Source organism: Streptomyces specialis (assembly GCF_001493375.1).
In the GTDB taxonomy this organism is placed as follows: Bacteria; Actinomycetota; Actinomycetes; order Streptomycetales; family Streptomycetaceae; genus Streptomyces; species Streptomyces specialis.
In genome coordinates this window covers 323,212-345,010 of the sequence record NZ_LN929897.1, presented here as the reverse complement: position 1 = coordinate 345,010, position 21,799 = coordinate 323,212, and the positions used below count along the sequence as shown (strand labels likewise).

20 protein-coding genes and 1 pseudogene are annotated in these 21,799 nt (G+C 72.8%); 10 read left to right on the top strand and 11 right to left on the bottom strand.

All coding sequences use genetic code 11. From position 1 onward, the window contains the following. Positions 1-40 precede the first annotated feature (40 nt). The 3 genes from BN2279_RS24280 to BN2279_RS24270 form a co-directional block, all read right to left on the bottom strand. Positions 41-1,657, bottom strand: coding sequence for a peptide ABC transporter substrate-binding protein (locus tag BN2279_RS24280; RefSeq protein WP_059013189.1), 1,617 nt, complete (start codon positions 1,655-1,657; stop codon positions 41-43). 333 nt (positions 1,658-1,990) lie between these two features. Beyond that, a complete protein-coding gene (typA, locus tag BN2279_RS24275) occupies positions 1,991-3,859 on the bottom strand; it encodes a translational GTPase TypA (RefSeq protein WP_059013188.1) in 1,869 nt (622 codons plus the stop codon). A 223-nt stretch (positions 3,860-4,082) separates the two neighbouring features. Next, on the bottom strand, positions 4,083-6,080 hold the full coding sequence (locus BN2279_RS24270; RefSeq protein ID WP_234348077.1) for an ABC transporter family substrate-binding protein: 1,998 nt from the start codon (positions 6,078-6,080) through the stop codon (positions 4,083-4,085). Between the two features lie 228 nt (positions 6,081-6,308). Between BN2279_RS24270 and BN2279_RS24265 the strand changes: the two genes are divergently transcribed. The 3 genes from BN2279_RS24265 to BN2279_RS24255 all read left to right on the top strand — a co-directional run bounded on the left by BN2279_RS24265 (position 6,309) and on the right by BN2279_RS24255 (position 10,453). Further along, positions 6,309-7,625: a hypothetical protein gene (locus BN2279_RS24265; RefSeq protein ID WP_059013186.1), complete on the top strand. Its 1,317-nt coding sequence runs from the start codon at positions 6,309-6,311 to the stop codon at positions 7,623-7,625. A gap of 61 nt (positions 7,626-7,686) precedes the next feature. Continuing rightward, the gene (locus tag BN2279_RS24260) at positions 7,687-7,893 is read left to right on the top strand and encodes an SPOR domain-containing protein (protein ID WP_059013185.1); all 207 of its coding nucleotides are present in this window, start codon (positions 7,687-7,689) and stop codon (positions 7,891-7,893) included. A 160-nt stretch (positions 7,894-8,053) separates the two neighbouring features. After that, a complete protein-coding gene (locus tag BN2279_RS24255; RefSeq protein WP_059013184.1) occupies positions 8,054-10,453 on the top strand; it encodes a SpoIIE family protein phosphatase in 2,400 nt (799 codons plus the stop codon). Positions 10,454-10,472: 19 nt separating this feature from the next. Here the strand turns inward: BN2279_RS24255 and BN2279_RS24250 are convergent, their stop codons facing one another. Beyond that, positions 10,473-11,225, bottom strand: coding sequence for a GntR family transcriptional regulator (locus BN2279_RS24250; protein WP_059013183.1), 753 nt, complete (start codon positions 11,223-11,225; stop codon positions 10,473-10,475). 227 nt (positions 11,226-11,452) lie between these two features. Here BN2279_RS24250 and BN2279_RS24245 point away from each other — a divergent pair, with 227 nt between their 5' ends. Further along, positions 11,453-12,397 carry a cation diffusion facilitator family transporter gene (locus BN2279_RS24245; protein ID WP_059013182.1) on the top strand — a complete coding sequence of 315 codons (945 nt, stop codon included), beginning with the start codon at positions 11,453-11,455 and terminating at the stop codon, positions 12,395-12,397. A gap of 297 nt (positions 12,398-12,694) precedes the next feature. Next, positions 12,695-12,856 (top strand): annotated as a pseudogene (locus BN2279_RS24240) (dienelactone hydrolase family protein); the annotation flags it as partial. A 14-nt stretch (positions 12,857-12,870) separates the two neighbouring features. Here the strand turns inward: BN2279_RS24240 and BN2279_RS24235 are convergent. The 3 genes from BN2279_RS24235 to ychF all read right to left on the bottom strand — a co-directional run bounded on the left by BN2279_RS24235 (position 12,871) and on the right by ychF (position 14,668). Further along, positions 12,871-13,125 (bottom strand): Txe/YoeB family addiction module toxin, encoded by a 255-nt coding sequence (locus tag BN2279_RS24235; protein ID WP_059013180.1) that lies wholly within the window; start codon positions 13,123-13,125, stop codon positions 12,871-12,873. After that, on the bottom strand, positions 13,122-13,403 hold the full coding sequence (locus BN2279_RS24230; RefSeq protein WP_059013179.1) for a type II toxin-antitoxin system Phd/YefM family antitoxin: 282 nt from the start codon (positions 13,401-13,403) through the stop codon (positions 13,122-13,124). The genes BN2279_RS24235 and BN2279_RS24230 overlap by 4 nt, the downstream gene beginning before the upstream one ends. 176 nt (positions 13,404-13,579) lie before the next feature. Then, complete coding sequence (gene ychF, locus BN2279_RS24225) at positions 13,580-14,668, bottom strand: redox-regulated ATPase YchF (RefSeq protein ID WP_059013178.1); 1,089 nt, start codon at positions 14,666-14,668, stop codon at positions 13,580-13,582. Positions 14,669-14,884: 216 nt separating this feature from the next. Between ychF and BN2279_RS24220 the strand changes: the two genes are divergently transcribed. Then, positions 14,885-15,361 carry a DUF6542 domain-containing protein gene (locus tag BN2279_RS24220; protein ID WP_059013177.1) on the top strand — a complete coding sequence of 159 codons (477 nt, stop codon included), beginning with the start codon at positions 14,885-14,887 and terminating at the stop codon, positions 15,359-15,361. Here the strand turns inward: BN2279_RS24220 and BN2279_RS24215 are convergent. Beyond that, positions 15,358-16,341 carry a 4-hydroxy-3-methylbut-2-enyl diphosphate reductase gene (locus BN2279_RS24215; protein WP_059013176.1) on the bottom strand — a complete coding sequence of 328 codons (984 nt, stop codon included), beginning with the start codon at positions 16,339-16,341 and terminating at the stop codon, positions 15,358-15,360. The two genes, BN2279_RS24220 and BN2279_RS24215, sit on opposite strands and share 4 nt — an antisense overlap. Positions 16,342-16,412: 71 nt before the next feature. On the opposite strand from BN2279_RS24215, the gene xseA reads away from it, so the two are divergent. The 3 genes from xseA to BN2279_RS24200 all read left to right on the top strand — a co-directional run bounded on the left by xseA (position 16,413) and on the right by BN2279_RS24200 (position 18,625). Beyond that, complete coding sequence (gene xseA / locus BN2279_RS24210) at positions 16,413-17,645, top strand: exodeoxyribonuclease VII large subunit (RefSeq protein WP_059013175.1); 1,233 nt, start codon at positions 16,413-16,415, stop codon at positions 17,643-17,645. 5 nt (positions 17,646-17,650) lie between these two features. Beyond that, positions 17,651-17,917, top strand: a complete 267-nt coding sequence (locus BN2279_RS24205; RefSeq protein ID WP_059013634.1) for an exodeoxyribonuclease VII small subunit — start codon at positions 17,651-17,653, stop codon at positions 17,915-17,917. Between the two features lie 114 nt (positions 17,918-18,031). Next, positions 18,032-18,625, top strand: coding sequence for a malonic semialdehyde reductase (locus BN2279_RS24200; protein ID WP_059013174.1), 594 nt, complete (start codon positions 18,032-18,034; stop codon positions 18,623-18,625). A gap of 27 nt (positions 18,626-18,652) precedes the next feature. Here the strand turns inward: BN2279_RS24200 and BN2279_RS24195 are convergent, their stop codons facing one another. Next, positions 18,653-19,240 carry a DUF4245 domain-containing protein gene (locus BN2279_RS24195; RefSeq protein WP_234348076.1) on the bottom strand — a complete coding sequence of 196 codons (588 nt, stop codon included), beginning with the start codon at positions 19,238-19,240 and terminating at the stop codon, positions 18,653-18,655. A 178-nt stretch (positions 19,241-19,418) separates the two neighbouring features. On the opposite strand from BN2279_RS24195, the gene glpX reads away from it, so the two are divergent. After that, positions 19,419-20,450 carry a class II fructose-bisphosphatase gene (gene glpX, locus BN2279_RS24190; RefSeq protein WP_059013173.1) on the top strand — a complete coding sequence of 344 codons (1,032 nt, stop codon included), beginning with the start codon at positions 19,419-19,421 and terminating at the stop codon, positions 20,448-20,450. Positions 20,451-20,565: 115 nt separating this feature from the next. Here glpX and BN2279_RS24185 read toward each other — a convergent pair whose 3' ends face one another. Beyond that, on the bottom strand, positions 20,566-20,928 hold the full coding sequence (locus BN2279_RS24185; RefSeq protein WP_407702315.1) for a WhiB family transcriptional regulator: 363 nt from the start codon (positions 20,926-20,928) through the stop codon (positions 20,566-20,568). A gap of 188 nt (positions 20,929-21,116) precedes the next feature. Then, positions 21,117-21,773 (bottom strand): DUF1707 SHOCT-like domain-containing protein, encoded by a 657-nt coding sequence (locus tag BN2279_RS24180; protein WP_059013171.1) that lies wholly within the window; start codon positions 21,771-21,773, stop codon positions 21,117-21,119. Positions 21,774-21,799 lie beyond the last annotated feature (26 nt).

Here is a 21,799-nt window from a genome sequence, read left to right as displayed (position 1 = left end):
GCCGTCGGCCCCCCTCGCACTCCTGATACCCGGCCCGGTCCTAGTTGTTGACCGTGACCTCGGACAGCACCGGCTGGCCGGCGCTGTCGAAGCGGACGTTGCTGACGTTCTCGCTCCAGCCGCCGTTGACGTTGTTGAACCACAGCGGGATGGCCGGCATCTCCTCGAAGAGGACCTGCTCCGCCTCGGCGTACGCCTGCGCGGTCTCGTCCAGCGTGGCCGCCGCGTCGCCCTCCTCGAAGAGCGCGTCGACCTCCTCGTTGTCGAAGCGGCCGTAGTTGCTCTGCGCCTCGGAGTGGTACAGCTCCTTGAGGAAGTTGACGTTCAGCGGGTAGTCGGCGAACCAGCCGCCGCGGTACATGCTCTGCACCTCGTCGGCCTCGCGGGCCTCCAGGTCGGTGTCGAAGTCGACCTTGGCGTCACCGACGCACTCGACGTCCAGCGTCTCGATGATGCTGTTGCAGACGGCCTCGACCCACTCCTGGTGACCGCCGTCGCTGTTGTACTGGATGGTGATCTTGTTGTCCGGGATGCCGCCGCCCTCCTCGACGAGCCGGCGGGCCTCCTCCGGGTTGAAGTCGGTGATGCCGTTGGCGGCACCCTCCTGGTACCCGTAGACACCCGGGGGCACGAAGCTGTCGGCCGGCGTGCGGGAGCCGTCCAGCACCGTCTGGGTGATGGTCTCCCGGTCGATCGCCATGGAGACGCCCTGGAGGACCCGGGGGTCGGTGTCCTCCCACTCGTACCAGACCGGCACGATGGTCTGGATGCCGTTGTACGGCTGGGCGACGGAGTGGTCCTCGCCGAGGTCGTCCCGGTACAGCGGCAGGTCGCGCGGGGCGACCTGGCGGATGATGTCCAGGTTGTTCGACCGCAGGTCGGTGTAGGCCGCCTCCAGCGAGTCGTACGACGTGATGTGGACGCCGCCGTTCTTCGCGGGCTCGCCGGCGTAGTCGTCGTAGCGGGTCAGCTCGATGGACTCGCCGTGGTTCCACGCGGTGAACTCGTAGGGGCCCTGGCCGATCGGGTGCTCGCCGAACGCCTCGGGGTCGTCGTAGAAGCTGTCGGGCAGCGGCGTGAACGCGTCGTAACCGAGCTTGTAGTCGTAGTACGACACGGGCGTCGTCAGCTCGATCGTGAAGGTCAGCTCGTCCACGACCTTCAGGCCGGACATCGCGTCGGCGGTGGGCTCGGCGCCCTCCTCGGCCGGGTGGACGTCCTCGTAGCCGACGATGTCGGCGAACCAGAAGCTGTTGTTCTGGTTGTTGTCGATGTTGGCGGCCCAGTTCCAGGCGTCCACGTAGTGCTGCGCGGTGACCGGGGTGCCGTCGTGGAAGGTCCAGCCGTCCTTCAGCGTGACCGTCCAGGTCCCGTTGTCCTCACTCGGCTCGACCGACTCGGCGGCGACCATGAAGATCTCGCCGTGGTCGTCGAAGTCGAGCAGCTTGGAGAAGACGTTCTGGACGACCAGCGCGCCGAACTGCTCGTTGGTGTTGGTGGGGAGAAGCGGGTTCTGGGGCTCGCCGCCGTCGACGCGGACGATGCCGTCGGGGTTCCCCGCGCCGTCGCCACCGTCATCACTGCCACCGCAGGCGGTCGCGGCGAGGGCCACGACTATCGCAGTAGCGACCCACTTGGCGCTGCGTGCACCACGCATGGGGTTGCCTCCTTGGGAGTCCACTTTCGCTGCACTGGGAACCCCGGAGCGCGAAGACATCTACCCGCGTCAACACGCGTCCGGTTTGCAATGCCCACAACTATTGGGCATGAATCTTCGGTGAACCACCGATCCCCGATTTCATTTTGATGAAGATGAGGAGAGTGGATCTCGCAAAACCGGACAAACCCCCTGTAATACTCTCCGGTATCCGGACTGATACGACACGGAGCAAGTGTCGCGGTCCGGATACCGGACGCTTGACCAGACTTCCGGGCCAAAACGAATTTGACATGGACCGGCCGTCCGGTATTCACCCCAAAACGGGCGGAATCAGTTCCTCTTGGCCCGTGCCGTGGCCCTCGCGCGGTCCCGCTGGTCCAGAACGACCTTGCGGATCCGCACCTCGGAGGGGGTGACCTCCACGCATTCGTCCTCGCGACAGAACTCCAGAGATTGCTCCAGCGAAAGCTTGCGCGGCGGGATCAGGTTCTCCGTGGTGTCCGAGGACGCGGCGCGCATGTTGGTGAGTTTCTTCTCCTTCGTGATGTTCACGTCCATGTCGTCCGCGCGGGAGTTCTCGCCGACGATCATGCCCTCGTAGACCTCGGTACCCGGTTCCACGAAGATCGTGCCGCGCTCCTGGAGGTTGAGCATCGCGTAGGGCGTCGCCGTGCCGGCCCGGTCGGCGACCAGGGAACCGCTCATGCGCGTCCGCAGCTCGCCCGCCCACGGCTCGTGCCGCTCGTAGATGCTGTGCGCGATGCCGGTGCCGCGCGTCTCGGTCAGGAACTCCGTCCGGAAACCGATGAGTCCGCGGGACGGCACCAGGAACTCCATGCGCACCCAGCCGGAGCCGTGGTTCGTCATGGTCTCCATGCGGCCCTTGCGTCCGGCCATGAGCTGCGTGATGGCCCCGAGGTGCTCCTCGGGCGCGTCGATCGTCATCCGCTCGACCGGCTCGTGGACCGACCCGTTGATCTCACGGGTCACCACCTCCGGCTTGCCGATGGTGAGTTCGAAGCCCTCGCGGCGCATCGTCTCGACCAGGATCGCCAGCGCCAGCTCACCTCGGCCCTGCACCTCCCACGCGTCGGGACGCTCGGTCGGCAGCACGCGCAGCGACACGTTGCCGATCAGCTCGCGGTCGAGGCGGTCCTTCACCAGCCGGGCGGTGACCTTGTGGCCCTTGCCGCCACGGCCCACCAGCGGCGAGGTGTTGGTGCCGATGGTCATGGAGATGGCGGGCTCGTCCACGGTGATCAGCGGCAGCGCGACCGGGTTCTCCGGGTCGGCCAGGGTCTCGCCGATCATGATCTCCGGGATACCGGCCACCGCGCAGATGTCCCCGGGGCCGGCCTCCTCGGCGGGCTTGCGGGTGAGCGCGTCGGTCATCAGCAGCTCGGTGATGCGGACGGTCTGCGAGGTGCCGTCGCGCCGGAGCCAGGCGACGCTCTGGCCCTTGCGCAGGCTGCCCTGCCGGATGCGGCACAGCGCGATACGGCCGAGGAAGTTGTCGGCGTCGAGGTTGGTGACGTGCGCCTGGAGCGGCGCGTCCTCCTCGTAGACCGGCGCGGGGACCGTCTCCAGGATGGTGCTGAAGAACGGCTCCAGGCTGTCGCTGTCGGTCGGGACCGTGCCGTCGGCGGGCTGGGTCAGCGAGGCGATACCGGCCCGGGCGGAGGCGTAGACGATGGGGAACTCGATCTGCTCCTCGTCCGCGTCGAGGTCGAGGAAGAGGTCGTAGGTCTCGTTGAGCACCTCGGAGATGCGGGCGTCGGAGCGGTCGGTCTTGTTGACGCACAGGATGACCGGCAGCCGCGCCTGGAGCGCCTTGCGCAGGACGAAACGCGTCTGCGGCAGGGGCCCCTCGGAGGCGTCCACGAGGAGGACGACCGCGTCGACCATGGACAGGCCGCGCTCGACCTCCCCGCCGAAGTCGGCGTGGCCGGGGGTGTCGATGATGTTGATGACGACCGGGCTGCCACCGCCCTTCGGGTGGTAACGGACCGCGGTGTTCTTCGCGAGAATGGTGATGCCCTTCTCGCGTTCCAGGTCGTTGGAGTCCATGACCCGGTCGTCGACCTGCTGGTGTGCGGCGAAGGCGCCCGCCTGCCGGAGCATGGCGTCGACCAGGGTGGTCTTCCCGTGGTCGACATGGGCGACGATGGCGACATTGCGGATGTCATGGCGCGTAGGCATGGCTGGGGGGTATCTCCCGAGATCGTGACTGAGACGGCTCGGCAGAGAGCGCCTGCCTCGGGGCAGGCCGCGACACCGGCCTCACGGGCCATCGTACGGTGCCTCGCCTCACCCGGTCGGGCGCGTCCCCGCGCCACGGGCCCCGCGCGGACGCGGCGGAGATCACCGCGCCCCCGCCGCGGGCCCGCGTTCCGGGCGTCCCCGGAGTGCCAGGGGACGCCGGTCAGCGGCGGTAGCCGATGTCCTGGTAGCGGGGGGTGGCCAGGCCATAGGCCCCGACCCCGGCCAGGGTGCTGGGGGCGGCGACCAGTTGCGGGCGCTGGAACAGGGGGATGGAGCCGGCGGCGGCCCAGATGCGGGCGTCGGCCTTGTTCAGCAGCCGGTCGTGTTCCTTCTCGTCCAGTTCGCCGGCGGCCTGTTCCAGGAGCTGGTCGATGTGGTCGGTGCCGACGCGCGTGTAGTTCTGCTGGATCAGCGCATCCCCGCCGGGGACCGGCCGGGGCTTGGCGAACAGCGGCCTCGCGTCCGTCGCCGGGTAGGCCGTCGCGGGCCACGAGAAGAGCGCCAGGTCGAACGCGCCCTCCGCGATGTGCCGGGTGAAGTAGCCCGCCGCGTCGCCCTTCGTGATCTCCGCCGCGACCCCGATCCCCGCGAGCACCCCGGCGCCGCCCCGGCCCCCCCGCCGCACCTGCTCCCCCTCGGTACCGGACGGGAGCACCAGCCGCAGTTCGAGCGGCTCGCCGTCCTTCGCCCGGACCGGCGCGGCCACCGCTCCGGCGCCCGCCTCGCCGTCGTCCGCCCCGGCGTCCGCCCCGGTGTCCGCCCCGGTGTCCGGTTCCGTCTGCCGCCAGCCCGCCTCCTCCAGCGACGCCCTGGCCGCGTCCGCGCCGGTCTCCCCGAGCGCGTCGCTGTTGTCGTGGTAGCCGGCCTGGCCCAGGACGCGCAGGTGGTTGCCGAGCGGCCGGGCGGGCAGACCGGCCGGTTCGTGCACCTCGGCGGCGAGCGCGTCGCGGTCCAGGGCCCGGGCCACGGCGGAGCGGACGCGTTCGTCGCTCAGCGCCGGGGAGGAGCCGTTCATGGCGAGCTGGGTGTACGTCGCGTCGTAGGCGCGGTGCACGGTGAAGCCGCGCAGCCGTTCCCTGGCCGCCTCCTCGCGGGGGGCGAAGGCCCGTTCGCGGGCCCGTTCGGACTCGGCGAAGGAGCGGGCGAACCGTTCCCGCGCCGCCGCCTCGTCGCCCGTGCCCGCCAGCCGCGCGGCGGCCAGGTCGTGCAGCGCGTCGAGGGTGGCGGGGGGGCGGCGGCCCGGCTCGCCCTTCCCGTCCTCGCTCACGCCGCCCGGCTCCGCCGCCGCGGTGACGCGGTCGGCGTCGGCGGGACGGATCTCCGCGACGTCGAGCGTGCCGTCGACGAGCGCCGCGCGCCGCCGGTCGAGCGGGACGGCGGCGAAGACCAGCCGGTCCAGCAGGGCGGGGTCGCCCCACCAGGCGTCGTTGCGGACCAGGGTGACCGTCGACTTCCCGGGGTCGAGCTTCTTCAGCTCGAACGGCCCGGCGGCGGCCGGGAGTCCGGTGCGGGCCTTCTTCTCGAAGGAGTCGGCGTCCCCGGTCACTGACCGCGGGTAGAGCGGTGTGAACAGGGACTTCCAGTCGGCGTAGGGCTGGGCGAAGGTCACCTCGACCTGATGCCGCCCGGGGCCCTCGGTCACCTTCTCGATACGGTCGTAGCCCGCGTTGCGCGCGGGCCGGAAGGCGTCGTCCTCGCCGTTCAGGGCCTTCCACTGGGCGATGAAGTCGGCCGCGGCGATCGGTTCGCCGTCGCTCCATCTGGCCTCGGGGTGGAGGGTGTAGACGACGGTCTGCCGGGGCTCCCGTTCGGTGATCTCGGCCGAGCGCAGATAGTCGGTGTTGAGCTGGGGACGGCCGTGGGCGTCGACCGTGAAGAGCGCCGGCAGGATCGCGCCGACCACCTGGTCGGTGACCCGGTCGGCTCCGGTCTGGAACGCGTTGAGCGTGGCCGGGAGGTGGTCGACGCCCCAGGTGACGGAGCCGCCGCTCTTCAGCTCGGCGCGCCGCGCGGTGGCCACGGACTGCGCCGCGGCGGCGATCGCGGCGTCGTGCTCGTCCTGGCCGGTGCAGCCGGCGAGGAGCGGGAGGAGCAGGACCCCCGCGAGAAGCGCCGCCGCGCAACGGGCCGCCCGGATCCGGCCTGGTCTCGCTCGCACCCCTGACATGCTGTTACCTCCAGCTCCACCGGTGCGCTGATCACACGTATGCGCCCACTGAAGGGGAGGCCCCGGACGGGAGCGCGGCGACACGGCGGCCGGGCGAGGCGAGGCCACCCGTCCGGCGGTGCGCGGACGGGGCCGGTCGGCGCGGGTCGCGGGGCCGCAGGGGCTCGCCTACCGTCGACAGGAGGACCGTTCTCCCGCACGGCGAAGGGCGGAGACGACATGAACACGGCTCGTGAACCGGACGCGGTCGCCCTCGTCCTGCCGATCGCGCTGGTCGTGGCCGCCCTGCTGGTGGTCCTCTACCGCGCCGTCCGCGGGCCGGACCGGGACGGCGGCTACCGGAGTGTGCCGCTGCGCTGGAAGGGGCGGCCGACGGCGCCGCCGTCGGAGGCGCGGGCGCAGGCCGCCGAGCCGACCGTGGAGCAGCTCGACGCCGAGGCGCGAGGGCTCCTGGTCCGGCTCGACGACGCGGTGCTCGCCCGGAGCGAGGAGCTGGAGTTCGCCGCCGGGCAGGCCGGTGAGGAGGCCACGCGGCCCCTGCGCGCCGCCGTGGCGGACGCCGGGGCGGAGGCCGGGGAGGCGTTGCGGCCCCACCACCGGCTGGAGGACCCCGCGCTGCGGCGCAACGAGACCGAGCGGCGCCGGCGGCTGCGCGACATCATCGGCCGCTGCGCCGGCGCCCGCGCCCGGCTCGACGTGGCCGCCGGCTCGTTCGCGCGGGCCCGCGGTCCCCCCGGGCGGGCCGCCGAGGCGCTGGACCACGCCCGGCGCCGGGCCCGCGGCCTGCCCGCGCGGATCGACGCGGCGCGCGACGTGTGGCACGAACTGGCCGGACGTTATCCGGAGTCCGCGCTCACCCCGGTCCGCGACCACCCGGCCGCCGCCGCCGAACGGCTCACCGCCGCCGAGGACGCGCTGCGCCGGGCGGAACGGTCGCTGGCCGCGGGGGACGAACGGTCCGCCGCCGACGCCGTCCGCCTGGCGGAACGGGCCGTCGGCCAGGCGGAGACCCTCGCGGACGGCGTGCCGCGCTGGGCGCGGGAGCTGGCGGCGGCGGAGAACGCGCGGGCCGAGGCGGGGCGGGCGGCCGGACGCGACCTCGCCGAGGCGCCCGGCGCGCCCGGCCTGCGGGACGTCGTGGCCCGCGCGCGGGAGGGGCTGGCCGGGGCGCTGCGCGAGGACGACCCGTTCGCCGCGCTGCGCCGGCTCGCCGAGACGGGCACCCCGCTGGCGCGGGCGCTGGCCCCCGACCGGGGCCGGGAGGCCGGGAACCGGCGGATCCGGGTGCTCCTCGACCAGGCCGTGCTGACCTCGGGCAGCACCCTGTCGGCGGCCCGGGATTTCGTGACGACCCACCGGGGCGCGGTGGGCAGCGCGGCCCGCGGCCGGCTGGCCGAGGCGGCGCACCAGCGTGACCGCGCCCTCGCCATGGCGCCGCACGACGCGGCGGCGGCGCTGCCGTTCGCCTGGCGTGCGGACGCGCTGGCTCGCGAGGCGCGCGAGGCGGCGGCCGGGGACGCGGGTCCGGTGGCTTGAACCCTGTGCGGTGGGTGAGGCGCTGGCGTATGGTCTGGCATATGCAGAAGGGGGGTGATGAATGAACAGCAGCACCCTGCAGCCCTGGCAGGTGGTCCGCGAGGACGCGAACGGCGGCCGTTACCGCATAGGACATTGCGCCACGCGCGCCGAGGCGCAACGCCTGATACAGCGCCTGCGTCTGAGCGGTGCGGCGGACCCCGCCGACGACGGGGCGAGCTATCTCGTGGAGCGCGTCGACCTGGGCAGCCGCGCTCACCCGCAATAGAGGGCACAATCGGGTATAAGGGATATTCAGCCCTGTCTCGCCGGACCCGACCCGGCGAGGACACCCGACGGGGGCGTGGAGCTTGCGCACAGAACCTTCCGGGCCGAGAGGCGAGGAAGACGCCTCCGACCGCCGCCCTGCCCGGCGTTCCCTTCTCGACGTGTTGCGCGTCGCCACCGTTCTGCTGACCGTGGACGGCGACATCGCCCTGTGGCCACCGATGGCCGAGGAGATCCTCGGCTGGCCGGACGACCGCGCGGTGGGCCGCCCCCTGACCGACTTCACCCCCGACGGCCGCGCCTGGGCCTTCGAACCGGCCCCCGGAGATCGGCACTGGCGCGGCACCTTGACCCTGCGCCACCGCGACGGACATCTGGTCGAACTGGCCTGCCGCGCCACGCGGCTGGACGGCGCGGGGCTCGGGCGGTTCATTCTGGCCAATCTGGTGGAAACCAGCCGGATGACCGCCGTCGAGCAGGACCTCGCCGCCGTTGACTCCCTGTTCACGGCCTCGCAGCTCGGCGTCGCGCTGTTCGACGCCGAGCTGCGGTACACCCGCGTCAACGACGCCCTCACCCGGCTGCACGGCACGCCCGCCGAGGCCGTGCTCGGCAGGACCGTCCTCGACGTGCTGCCGCCGCCGATGGCGGGGGAGATCCACCGGCTCCAGCGGGAGGTGCTGCGCTCGGGCCGCTCGGTGACCGATCTGGTCACCGCCTCCCCCGACGGCCGGGGCGCCCAGTCCGTGTCGTTCGGCCGCCTGACGGACCACTCCGGGCGGGCGGTCGGCGTGAGCTGCGTCGTGCTGGACATCACCGAACGCCGGGACGCCATGACCCGCGTCGAGCGCGCCCGGCAGCGGCTCGCCCTCCTCGACGACGTCGGCATCGCCCTCGGCGACCTGCTGGAGGTCCGGCTCATCGCCGAGACCCTCTGCCAGTCCCTGGTGCCCCGGTTCGGCGACTACTGCAGCGTCGAGATCCTGAAGTCCGTCGTCCACGGCGAGGAGCCGCCGCCCATCGGCGAGCTGGCCGACGTGGCACTGATCCAGCTCGGCACGGCGGCGAAGGACCACGGCCCGGCCGTCGAGATGATCTTCGAGTCGGGCCGCGACCTCGGCACCCAGCACGAGACCGTCTTCGAGAACGTGCTGACCACGGGCGTCCCCCATCTCGCCGCGACCCCGCGGGAGCTGGGCGCCGCCGTCGGCGAGGACGACCCCCGGGTCGGCGCCGCGCGCGAGCTGGGCATCCACTGCCTGCTGACCGTGCCGCTACGGGCCCGGGGCACGGTCCTGGGGCTGATGGCCGTCAGCCGCGCCGGGCGGCGGACCGCGTTCGACCGGGAGGACCTGACCCTGGCCATGGAGGTGGCCAACCGGGCCGCGATCTCCCTGGACAACGCGCGCCTGTACGTCCGGGAGCGGGAGGGCGCCCTGATGCTCCAGCGCAGCCTCCTCCCCCGGTCGCTGCCCGACATCGCCGGGGTGGAGGTCGGCCACCGCTACCTGCCCAGCGCCACCGGGACCGAGATCGGCGGGGACTGGTTCGACGTCATCCCGCTGACCGGCGGCCGGGTCGCGTTCGTGGTGGGCGACGCCACCGGCCACGGCCTCCGCGCCGCCACGGTCATGGGCCGCCTCCGCACCGCCGCCCGAACCCTCGCCGGCCTGGAGCTGCCCCCCGCCGAGGTGCTGCGCCGGCTCAACGACCTGGGCGCGGACATCGCCCAGCACCCCGACGACCCGCTGCTGGCCACCTGCGTCTACGCCGCCTACGACCCGGCGACCGGGATCTGCGCCCTGGCCACGGCCGGACACCTGCCGCCCGTACTGGCCGGGCCGGATCCGGCGGCCGGCGGCTGGACGGCCACCGCGCTCGACCTTCCCCCGGGCACCCCGCTGGGCATCGAGGGCGCCACCTTCACGGAACACCGGATCGACGTGCCGGAGGGGTCCCTGCTCGTGCTCTACACGGACGGGCTGATCGAGAACCGCGGCGAGGACCTCACCTCGGGCATCGACCGGCTGTGCGCGCTGCTGACACGGACGACCGGGCCCGGCACCACGCTGGAGGAGGTCTGCGACGGCGTCATCCAGGCGCTGCGCCCCCGCGCGGCGGAGACCACCACCGCCGACGACATCGCCATGCTCGCCGCCCGCCTCGGCCGCCTGCCGGGGAACCGCGCCGCGTCCTGGACCTTCCCCGCCGAACGCGCCCAGGTCCGCCGCGCCCGCCACGCCGTGGCGGACACCCTGCGCGCGTGGGGCCTGGACCCGCTGACCGAGACGGCGCGGCTGCTGGTCAGCGAACTGGTCACCAACGCGGTGCGGCACGCCCACGGCCCGGTCGAGGTGCGGATGGCGCTGGGCGCCTCGCTGCTGATCGAGGTGACCGACCCGGTCACCGACCCGCCGTGCGAACGGTCCGCCGCCCCCGACGACGAGGGCGGCCGGGGCCTGCCGCTGGTGGCCCGGGTGTCGCGCGGCTGGGGCACCCGGCGCCGGCCCGTGGGCAAGACGGTCTGGTTCGAGCTGGACCTCCCCGGCGGCCCGGACTGACCCCGCGCCCGGCGGGCCGTCAGCGCACCGGCAGGTGATACGCCAGACGGAACCGGTCCGCCGGCACCACCACGTCCGCCGTCTCCACCGGGACTCCCCCGGCGCGGAAGGTCCTGGCCACGACGAGCACCGGATGGCCCGCCAGCCCGCCCAGCAGCCGCGCCTCCGCCGCCAGCGCGGGGCGCGCGCCGACCTCCTCCGACATGTTGTCCACGACGACGTCGATGGCCGCCATCCGCTCCACCACCCCGCGCCCCGCCAGCGGGCCCTGCTCGGGCAGCATCACGGGCGTGCGGCCGGTCAGCCGCAGGGGCTCCCAGGAGGTGGAGAGCATCGTCGGCTCGCCCGCGACACGGAACACGTACTGCGTGCACATCACCGGCTCCGCCACCTCGATCCGCAGCCGCTCGGCGACGGCCACGGACGCCTCGGCGCGGTCGCTGCGCCCCTCCCACGTCCCCCGCACCCGCTCGTCGGCCTGCTCCTGCCGGAACGGCGAGCACTCCCCCAGCGTCCGGTACCCGCTGCGGCAGATGGCGCGCTGCACGGGCCGCTCCCGGACATACGTCCCCGAGCCGGACCGGCCCTCGACCAGCCCCTCCGCCATCAGCACCTTCCGCGCCTCCAGGGCCACGGTGTCGGACACGCCGTACCGGGCGCGGATGGTGGCCTGCGAGGGGAGCCTGGTGTGCGGCGGCAGGGTGCCGTCGGTGATCTGCTGTCGAAGGTCCTCCGCGACGCGTAGATACGCGGGCTGCTCACCGAACGGCACGGGCCCCTCCCTCGGGGTGCTCCCCGGATCACCCGGAGAGCGGCGCGTGTTGACAATCGGCAACAGCTTGGCGACTCACCGTTGCCAACCGCAAGGAACGGCCAGAGTTTCACCCGAAGTGATGAGCGTTTCCGGTCTGCCGGGGAAAGCGTGCAGGCGGGCCACGGCCTGACAGAATGTGCCGCCGGAGCGGCCGGCGAGAGCGACGGAAGGAACCCCGGACAACGATGAGCGCGTCAGGCGGAACAAAGGCGATCGTGGCGGCCCTGTGCGCCAACCTCGCGATCGCGGTGAGCAAGTTCACCGCGGCGGCGTTCAGCGGCTCCTCCTCCATGCTCGCCGAGGGCGTGCACTCGGTGGCCGACTCGGGGAACCAGGCACTGCTCCTGCTCGGCGGCAAGCGGGCCAAGCGCGCCGCGAGCGAGGAGCACCCCTTCGGTTACGGCAGGGAGCGGTACATCTACGCGTTCCTGGTCTCCATCGTGCTCTTCACGGTCGGCGGCGTCTTCGCGCTCTACGAGGGCGTGGAGAAGATCCGGCACCCGCACGAGCTGGAGCACTGGTACTGGCCGGTCGGCGTCCTCGTCTTCGCGATCATCGCCGAGGCGTTCTCCTTCCGGACGGCCATCAAGGAGTCGAACGAGGTCCGCGGCGGGCAGTCCTGGACCCAGTTCGTGCGGACCGCCAAGGCCCCCGAGCTGCCCGTGGTGCTGCTGGAGGACCTCGGCGCGCTCGTCGGCCTGGTCCTGGCCCTCGGCGGCGTCGGCATGGCCCTGGCCACGGGCGACGGCGTGTGGGACGGCGTCGGCACCCTGTGCATCGGCGTCCTGCTGGTGGCGATCGCGATCGTGCTGGCGGCCGAGACCAAGTCGCTGCTCCTCGGCGAGGCGGGCAGCAAGGACTCGGTGGCCCGGATCCGGGAAGCGATCGTGGACGGCGACCGGGTGACCCGGATCATCCACATGCGCACCCTGCACCTGGGTCCCGAGGAGCTGCTGGTCGCCGCCAAGATCGCGGTCCGGCACGACGACGACGCGATCACCATCGCCCGGGCGATCGACGAGGCCGAGACCCGCGTCCGCGCGGCCGAGCCCATCGCCCGCGTGATCTACCTGGAGCCCGACATCTACCGCGAGCAGCCCACCGAGACCCCCACCCCGCCGCAGGCCTGACCGGCTGCCGGGCCGGTCGACGCGATCCCGTCCGATCCCACCGATCGGGCGGGACCACGCGACGCGTTCTCCCGTTCCGGCCAAGGCCGTTTCCGCGAACCCGCGGGGCCATGCTGTGCCGCATGATCACCGGGATGGCGTCGCGCCGCGCACGGATGGGTGACCCGGTGCTTCCCTGAGCGCCGTACGGGCCAGTGCGGGCCCGCCGTTCGACCGGGAACCTCGCGCCTCGGCGCGGGCTCCCCCCTCCGTCGTGTTGATCGCGGACTCACCGCGTCAACCACGACAGGAGAATCCATGCCCACCACCATGCCGCGGATCCCCACCCCGGACGGCCTGGCCGACGCGTTCGCCGCCTTCCCCGACCGTGGCGGGCCGCACCCGGGGGTGCTGCTGTACTCCGGTGCCTTCGGGGTGCGGCCGGTGCCGCGGGAGATGGCCCGCGAACTGGCCGAGCACGCGCCCAACCGACATCAGTAGTGGTAGCGGGCCGCCAGGATGATGATCTCCCGGTCCGTGACGAGATAGACGAGGCGATGTTCGTCATCGATCCGCCGCGACCAGGCCCCGGGCAGGTGGTACTTCAGCGGCTCGGGCTTGCCGATCCCGGTGAAGGGGTCCCGCAGGACGTCCTCGATGAGCTTGTTGATCCGGGCGAGCATCTTGCGGTCGTTCTTGAGCCATGACGTGTAGTCCTCCCAGCCGCCCTCTTCGAAGACGAGCCTCACACGGCACCCTTCTCGGCACCCGACGCATCAGGGTCGATGAGCTCCCGTTCGGAGAGCCCCATGTCACCAAGCGCGTTCTCGTACGCCTTGAGCAGCCGGCGGGCGTTGGCCGGCGAGCGCAACAGGTAAGAGCCTTCACGCAGGGCGGCGTAGTCCTCGGCCGAGACGAGCACGGCGTTCCCGTGCTTGGAGACGATCTCGATGGCCTCGTGATCGTCGTTGACCTTCTTGATCAGCGGGAAGAGAGCCTTGCGCGCCTCGCTGGCAGTGATCGACATCGACGGAACTCCCTCCAGGACTGGTACCACATAACGTACCACTGGGAAGAGGCGCGGGGGGCGGAACAATCAGCACCAGGTCAGCACGGAAAGGAGAACGGGGCCCGCCTCAGGAGAGGCGAGCCCCGTTCGACCTGCGTATTTGACAGGTCAATCCAGCTCAAGTAATCGAACGGTCACACGTTGAAGCGGAACTCCACGACATCGCCGTCGCGCATCACGTAGTCCTTGCCCTCCATCCGGGCCTTGCCGCGGGCGCGGGCCTCGGTGACGGAGCCGGATTCGATCAGGTCCTCGAAGGAAATGACCTCGGCCTTGATGAAGCCCTTCTGGAAGTCGGTGTGGATCACCCCGGCCGCCTCGGGGGCCGTCGCGCCCTTCTTGATCGTCCAGGCGCGGGCCTCCTTCGGACCCGCCGTCAGGTAGGTCTGGAGGCCCAGGGTGTCGAAGCCCACGCGGGCGAGGGTGGCCAGGCCGGGCTCGTTCTGGCCGACGGTCTGGAGCAGCTCCAGGGCTTCGTCCTCGTCCAGCTCGGCGAGGTCGGACTCCAGCTTGGCGTTGAGGAAGATCGCCTCGGCCGGGGCGACCAGGGCGCGCTGCTCCGCCTTGAACGCCTCGTCCGTCAGCTCCTCCTCGTCCACGTTGAACACGTAGAGGAACGGCTTGACGGTCAGCAGGTGCAGCTCGTGCAGCGGCTCGGCGCGTTCGGTGCCCTGGGCGATGCCCGCCGAGAACAGCGTGCGGCCCTCCTCCAGGATGGCCTTCGCCTCCTCGACGGCCTTGACGACCGGCTGCCTGTCCTTCTTGATCCGGGCTTCCTTCTGGAGCCGGGGCAGCACCTTCTCGATGGTCTGGAGGTCGGCCAGCATCAGCTCGGTGTCGATGGTCTCGATGTCGCTCTTGGGCGAGACCTTGCCGTCCACGTGCACGACGTTCTCGTCCCGGAAGGCCCGGATGACCTGGCAGATCGCGTCGGACTCGCGGATGTTGGCCAGGAACTTGTTCCCCAGGCCCTCGCCCTCGCTGGCGCCGCGCACGATGCCCGCGATGTCCACGAAGTCCACCGTGGCCGGGATGACCCGCTGCGAGGAGAAGACCTCGGCGAGCCGGGCCAGGCGCGCGTCAGGGACGCCGACGACGCCGATGTTGGGCTCGATGGTGGCGAACGGATAGTTGGCCGCGAGCACGTCGTTCTTGGTCAGGGCGTTGAAAAGAGTCGACTTGCCGACATTCGGCAGGCCGACGATTCCGATCGTGAGCGACACGTGAGACTTCCCTGAGCGAGAAACGGGACGGGGGCCGGTCCACCAGTCTACGGGCGCCGCGCCCCGGGCCCGGCCGGTGCGGGCGGACAGTCATACGGCCCGCACGCGTGTCCATCACCCCGCGCGCCGCCGGGCGGCGCTTACCGTGGTCCCGTGGATCACACAACGCGCACAACTCGTCACACAGGGCGTCCGCCCGCCGTGGTGCGGACGAGGGTGCCTCGCCCCTCGTCCGGCGGGGCGGCCGGGCGCGGGCATCCGCGCCGCCGTCCGGCGGCCGGTCCCGGCGCGCGGGGCGGACCGCCCCGGCCGCGTCTGACCGGCCTCGGCTGCGGCGTGCTGACCACGGCGGGCATGGTGGCCGCCGCCTGGTTCTGCGACCTGCTCGGCGGGGCCCCCGCGCTCTACGGCACCCTGTCCGTCCTGACCTCGGCCGCCGCGGCGCTGTGGGTCCGGCGGGCCGACCTGATCTGCGCCCCGATCGCGGCGCCCATCGCGTTCGCCACCGGCCTGGTCACCACGGACGGGCCGGTGAGCACCGTGACGGAGCTGGCCCTGCGGGCCCCCTGGCTGTTCGCCGGGACCCTGACGGCCGCCGCGATCGTGCTGCTGCGCAGGGGCCGCGCCCTGCTGCGGGACCGGCTGCGCCGCCGCCGCGCCGACCGCCGGGCCCGCCCCGGTACGACCGGCTAGCCCCGCACCTTGGCGGCGGCCTCGGCGCGCAGGTCCCGGCGGAGTTCCTTGGGCAGCGAGAACTGGATGTGCTCCCGCATCGGCTGGACGACCTCGACGTCGCCGAAGCCGCGCTCGGCCAGCCACGCCAGCACGCCGTCCACCAGCACCTCGGGGACCGAGGCGCCCGAGGAGAGGCCGACGGTGGAGACGCCGGCCAGCCACTCCTCCCGGATCTCCTCCGCGTTGTCCACTAGATGGGCCGCGCCGGCGCCCGCGCCGAGGGCGACCTCGACCATCCGGACCGAGTTCGAGGAGTTCTTCGAGCCGACCACCAGCACCAGGTCCGCGTCGGCGGCGACCTGCTTGATGGCGGTCTGGCGGTTCTGCGTGGCGTAGCAGATGTCGTCGCTGGGCGGGCTGACCAGCAGCGGGAAGCGCCGCCTGAGACCCTCGACGGTCTCCATCGTCTCGTCCACCGAGAGGGTCGTCTGGGAGAGCCAGACCACCTTCTCCGGGTCGCGGACCTCGACGTTCGCCACGTCGTCCGGGCCGTCGACCAGAGTGATGTGGTCGGGGGCCTCGCCGCTGGTGCCGATGACCTCCTCGTGACCCTCGTGGCCGATGAGGAGGATGTCGTAGTCGGCCTCGGCGAAGCGGACGGCCTCCTTGTGGACCTTGGTGACCAGCGGGCACGTCGCGTCGATGGTGGCGAGCCGGCCGCGCTCGGCCTCACGGTGGACCTCCGGGGAGACGCCGTGCGCGGAGAAGATCACGATCTCGCCCTCGGGCACCTCGGCCGTCTCGTCCACGAAGACGGCGCCCTTCCGCTCCAGGGTGCGCACCACGTACTTGTTGTGCACGATTTCGTGGCGGACGTAGATCGGCGGGCCGTACTGCTCCAGGGCGCGCTCGACGGCGATGACGGCGCGGTCGACGCCCGCGCAGTAGCCGCGGGGGGCGGCGAGCAGGACGCGGCGGCGCCCGGGGTCTTCAGCCATGCGTCCCATGGTACGGCGGCGGCCGGGGCCGCCCGGACCGCGTTGTCGGTGCCCGGCGCTAGCGTTGCGGCATGGCAGTGCAGACGTCGTCGGAGGCGCCGATCCCGGTCGGCGAGGTGTCCCGGCTCATCGGGGGCTGGATCGACCGGCTCGGCGCGGTGTGGGTCGAGGGTCAGATCACCCAGCTCTCCCGCCGCCCCGGGCTCGGAGTGGTGTTCCTGACCCTGCGCGACCCGTCGCACGACGTGTCGGTGCGGGTCACGTGTTATCGCGCGGTCTTCGACAAGGTGGCCGACGTGATAGCGGAGGGCGCCCGGGTCGTGGTGTTCGCCAAGCCGGAGTGGTACGCGCCGCGCGGCGAGCTGTCGCTGCGGGCGACGGAGATCCGCGCGGTGGGGATGGGCGAGTTGCTGCTGCGGCTGGAGCGGCTGAAGCGGGCGCTGACGGCGGAGGGGCTGTTCGCGGCCGGCCGCAAGCGGCGGCTGCCGTTCCTGCCCGGCTGCGTGGGCCTGGTGACGGGCCGCGCCTCCGCGGCCGAGCGCGACGTGCTGGAGAACGCGCGGCTGCGCTGGCCCGCGGTCCGCTTCGCGGTGCGGAACGTGGCGGTCCAGGGGGTGCACGCCGTTCCGCAGGTGATCGAGGCGGTGCGGGAGCTGGACGCGGACCCCGAGGTGGACGTGATCGTGGTGGCGCGGGGCGGCGGCAGCGTGGAGGACCTGCTGCCGTTCTCCGACGAGCGGCTGGTGCGCGCGGTCGCGGAGTGCCGCACGCCGGTGGTCTCGGCCATCGGGCACGAGCCGGACGCGCCGCTGCTGGATCTGGTGGCGGATCTGCGGGCCTCGACGCCGACGGACGCGGCCAAGCGCGTCGTGCCGGACGTGGGCGAGGAGCTGGCCCGGGTGCGGCCGGTGCGGGGCCGGGCGCGCTGGGTGCTCCGGGCCCGGCTGGACCGGGAGGAGCGCGGGCTGGCGGAGACCCGCGGCCGGCCGGTGCTGGCCGATCCGCGCCGGATGACGGACGGCCGCGCGGAGGAGATCGCGGCGCTGCTCGGGCGCTCCCGGCGCACGCTGGCGCACCATCTGGACCGCGCACGCGGGGACCTGGAGCACACCCGGGCACGGGTGATCGCGCTCTCCCCGGCGGCGACGCTGCGGCGCGGGTACGCGGTGCTGCGGCGGGCCGACGGTTCGGCGGTGCGCGCGGCGGACGAGGTGGCGGCCGGCGAGTCGCTGCGCGCCCGGGTCGCGGACGGGGAGTTCGGCGTGACGGTCGCCGGGCGGGCGGAGGAGGCGGGCATAGGGTGACGGCCATGACGGAAGCGGACGCGGGGACCGCGCTCAGCTATGAGCAGGCCAGGGACGAACTGATCGACGTGGTGCGGAGGCTGGAGGCCGGCGCGGCGACGCTGGAGGAGTCGCTCGCGCTGTGGGAGCGCGGCGAGGAGCTGGCGCGGATCTGCGGCCAGTGGCTCGACGGCGCGCGGGCCCGGCTGGACGCGGCTCTGGCGGCGGACGAGCCCGCCCGTGCGGGCGATTCGGGGGCGGAGGAGGACGAGGCGGAGCGGGAGCGGGAATAGCCCGGTGGGGGGCCGGGTTGGCACCGGCCGGAGCCGGTGCCGGAACGGCGCCGCTCCGGCACACCCCGCGCTCGCGTGCCCCGGGCGCGCTCCCTGTCAGAAAGGCCACGCATCATGTCCCTCGCCCTCGACGCCGCCGCCCAGGATCTCCTCTTCCGCGAGGCCCACACGGCGCGTGCGTTCACCGACGAGCCCGTGACGGACGAGCAGGTGCGCGCGATCTACGACCTGATCAAGCTCGCCCCCACCGCGCACAACTCGTCGCCGCTGCGCGTCACCCTGCTCCGTTCCGCCGGGGCGAAGGAGCGGCTGCTGCCCCTCCTCACCGAGAAGAACCGGGCGCAGACGGCCGCCGCCCCGCTGACCGCGATCCTCTCGGTCGACCTGTGGTTCCACGAGAGGCTGCCGAAGCTGTTCCCCGTGGCGCCGGCCCTGAAGGACGTGGCCTACGCCGACGCCGGGGAGCGCGAGCGGGCGGGGGTGCTCAGCGCGGGGCTCCAGATCGGGTACTTCCTGCTGGGTGTCCGCGCCGCCGGGCTCGCCGCCGGACCGATGTCGGGCTTCGACGCCCCGGGCGTCGACAAGGAGTTCTTCGGGGACGGGCGGCAGAAGGCGCTCGTCGTGATGAACATCGGCAGGCCCGCCGCGACCGCCTACAACCCCCGGCTGCCCCGGCTGGACTTCGAGGAGGCCGTCACCGTCCTGTGAGCCGGCCGGGCCCCGCGGCCCACGTGCTCAGGTCCGGTCGGCCCTGACCTCCAGGGCGTTCGCCAGGTGCATGAGCCGGTCCCAGGGCGCGGTGCCCATGACGACCGTCGTCACGTCCGGCTCCCGCAGCACCAGGGCGTCGTACTTGGAGCCCTCGTACCGGGCCCAGTCCCGGCCGTCGATGCGCTCGACGTCGCCGGTGTCCTCCGCGCCGCGCGTCACCTCGGCGACGAACCGGACGGCGTCGCCGTCGGCCTGGGTGAGCGCCGCGTACTCGTCGTCCGGGTCGAGGAAGCCGAGCCGCCAGGTCGCGCCGAACTCGCCCTGCGCGTCGTACCGCACGGAGGTGGCCCGCCAGCGGTCGGACAGTCCCTCGGGCGACAGCAGGTCGTACGGCGCGGCGCGGGCCGCCGTGGCGGACGCCACGTCGTACTCCATCGACCGGACCGCGTTCTCCGGCGCCTCGTCGGGGTTGAGGACGAACAGGGCGAGCACGGCCGCGCAGAGCGCGATCATGGACAGCACCATGTTCCGCACGGACTCGAAGCGCTGCCGCCGGTCCGGCCGCGCGTCGGTCGCCGCCTGGGTCGCATCGGTCGCCACGTCGTTCGCCACCCTCCCATGGTCGCTCATCCCGGAACCCGGCCCGCACCCGCCCCCGGCGCCGTGTCCGCCCGGGATCCGTGGCCCCCTCAACCATGGCTCAAAAGAGGGCCGATCAGCTCATGTGTACGACAGCCGGATAAAGTCGAAGGCACCCTCCGCGCGACTCGGCACAGAAAGGTCGTCCCCGATGACTGATCACCACCTTCCGCACCCGCTGAACGTCGCCCCCGAGAACCCCGACCGCAACCTGGCCCTGGAACTGGTCCGGGTCACCGAGGCCGGCGCCCTCGCCTCCGGCCGCTGGGTCGGGCGCGGCGACAAGAACGGAGCGGACGGCGCGGCCGTCCGGGCCATGCGCACCCTCATCTCGACCGTCTCGATGAACGGTGTCGTCGTCATCGGCGAGGGGGAGAAGGACGACGCGCCCATGCTGTACAACGGCGAGCGCGTGGGCGACGGTTCGGGCCCCGAGTGCGACGTGGCCGTGGACCCGGTGGACGGGACCACGCTCACCGCCAAGGGCATGGGCAACGCGGTCTCCGTGCTCGCCGTCGCCGAACGCGGCGCCATGTTCGACCCGAGCGCCGTCTTCTACATGGACAAGCTGGCGACCGGTCCCGAGGCCGCGGACTACGTCGACATCGACGCGCCGCCCGCCGTCAACATCCGGCGGGTGGCCAAGGCGAAGGGCGGCTCACCGGCCGACGTGACCGTCTGCATCCTGGACCGGCCGCGCCACTCCAACCTGGTCAAGGAGGTGCGGGAGAGCGGCGCCCGCATCAAGTTCATCTCGGACGGCGACGTGGCCGGCGCGATCATGAGCGTGCGCGACGGCACCGGCGTGGACCTGCTCCTGGGCATCGGCGGCACGCCCGAGGGCATCATCGCGGCCTGCGCCATCAAGTGTCTGGGCGGCACGATCCAGGGCAAGCTGTGGCCCAAGGACGACGCCGAACGGCAGGCCGCGCTCGACGCGGGCCACGACCTCGGCCGGGTCCTGCACACCGACGACCTGGTCCGCGGCGAGAACGTCTTCTTCGTCGCCACCGGCATCACCGACGGCGAACTGCTGCGCGGCGTGCGCTACCGCGCGGAGACGGCCACGACGCAGTCGCTGGTGGTCCGCTCCCGCTCCGGCACGATCCGCCAGATCGACTCGACGCACCGCCTCACCAAGCTCCGCGCCTACAGCGCGATCGACTTCGACCGCGGGCAGTAGGACTCACCGCTCGGCGCACCCGGCGGGGCTCACCCGCCGGACCCGGCGGAAGCCCCGCTCCCCAGCCCGTCGCGGCCGGCTGGGGAGCGGGGCGGGCACCCGCGGGCCCGCGGTCTCACGCGATACGGCCCATGTCCGCCGGCCGGCCGCCGGAGGCCGCCTCACGGCGCCGCCTGCGGCTGAGGACCACACGGCGCTCGGCGGCCGTCAGACCGCCCCACACGCCGTACGGCTCGGGCTGGAGCAGCGCGTGCTCCCGGCACTCCAGCAGCACCGGGCACCTGGCACACACCGACTTGGCCGCCTGCTCACGGGACAGCCTGGCCGCGGTGGGCTCCTGGGACGGGGCGAAGAACAGCCCCGCCTCATCCCGCCGGCAGGCGGCCTCCGAGTGCCAGGGTCCACCCAGATCTCTCGAACTGCGCGTGGCAGGAACGGGCGGAGACCACTGGGACTCCTGGGGCGGTGACGATTGCAGCACGGTCAACTCCTGACGACGGCTACCGGGGGTCGCTTTCGCTGATGGACCCTCACCCGACAAAGGGGATGCCGCAGATCACCCTTTCCGCCATGCGGCCATACGAGTGACGGTCCCCCGAGCCCTACCCGCTGTGCGCACGCTTATGCACGGAGCGACAACGCAGCCCGCCGGATCAGCCGTTCCGGTCATCCGTCCCGCAGGTCACGCACCCGTTTCCCCGGCACCGGCTTGGCCTCGACGCCGCCCCAGACCGCCACTCCGCGCACCAGCACGACCGGGGCGCCGGGGTCGGCGGACTCGGACTCCCGCACCTCGAAACCGCCCATGACACCGCTGCCGCCGCTGCGCAGGCTCACGTTCTCCGGGACCTTGATCTCCACTCCGCCGCAGACCGCGGTGACGTTGATCACCACGTACTGCTGCTCGAAGATCGCCTCGGTCAGGTCCAGTTCGACGCCGCCGAAGACGGCTGTCACGTTGATCCTGGCGCCCACCCGCCAGCGTCCCTGCCGGCCGGCACCGCTGAAGACGGCCACCACGTTCTTCGCGTTGGCCACCTTCAGACCGTGCCCGCCGCGCCCCGAGGCGGGGCCCGGCGCGGGCACCGCGGCAGGCGCCAAGGGCCGCTGCCCGGCCGGGAGGTCCTGGATCAGCGGCTCCAGCTCGGCGAAGGTCTTGGCCCGGTACGCCGCCTCGACCCGCTCGGCGTGCTCCTCGGGGTCCAGCCGCCCCTCGGCCAGCGCCTCGCGCAGGATGTCGGCGATCCGGTCACGGTCCGCGTCGGAAGCCCGGACGACCGGCTGCTTGTCCAGCGGCACGGCGGGCGGATTCTCAGCGCTCACACGCCCAGCCTACAGACACGCGATAC

Bases quoted from the DNA above. Each gene is read 5' to 3' on its own strand.
- BN2279_RS24280 (WP_059013189.1), bottom strand. From the start codon at position 1,657: ATGCGTGGTGCACGCAGCGCCAAGTGGGTCGCTACTGCGATAGTCGTG.
- glpX (WP_059013173.1), top strand. From the start codon at position 19,419: ATGACTGATCACCACCTTCCGCACCCGCTGAACGTCGCCCCCGAGAAC.
- BN2279_RS24265 (WP_059013186.1), top strand. From the start codon at position 6,309: ATGAACACGGCTCGTGAACCGGACGCGGTCGCCCTCGTCCTGCCGATC.
- BN2279_RS24260 (WP_059013185.1), top strand. From the start codon at position 7,687: ATGAACAGCAGCACCCTGCAGCCCTGGCAGGTGGTCCGCGAGGACGCG.
- BN2279_RS24200 (WP_059013174.1), top strand. From the start codon at position 18,032: ATGTCCCTCGCCCTCGACGCCGCCGCCCAGGATCTCCTCTTCCGCGAG.
- BN2279_RS24230 (WP_059013179.1), bottom strand. From the start codon at position 13,403: ATGTCGATCACTGCCAGCGAGGCGCGCAAGGCTCTCTTCCCGCTGATC.
- BN2279_RS24205 (WP_059013634.1), top strand. From the start codon at position 17,651: ATGACGGAAGCGGACGCGGGGACCGCGCTCAGCTATGAGCAGGCCAGG.
- BN2279_RS24245 (WP_059013182.1), top strand. From the start codon at position 11,453: ATGAGCGCGTCAGGCGGAACAAAGGCGATCGTGGCGGCCCTGTGCGCC.
- xseA (WP_059013175.1), top strand. From the start codon at position 16,413: ATGGCAGTGCAGACGTCGTCGGAGGCGCCGATCCCGGTCGGCGAGGTG.
- BN2279_RS24215 (WP_059013176.1), bottom strand. From the start codon at position 16,341: ATGGCTGAAGACCCCGGGCGCCGCCGCGTCCTGCTCGCCGCCCCCCGC.
- typA (WP_059013188.1), bottom strand. From the start codon at position 3,859: ATGCCTACGCGCCATGACATCCGCAATGTCGCCATCGTCGCCCATGTC.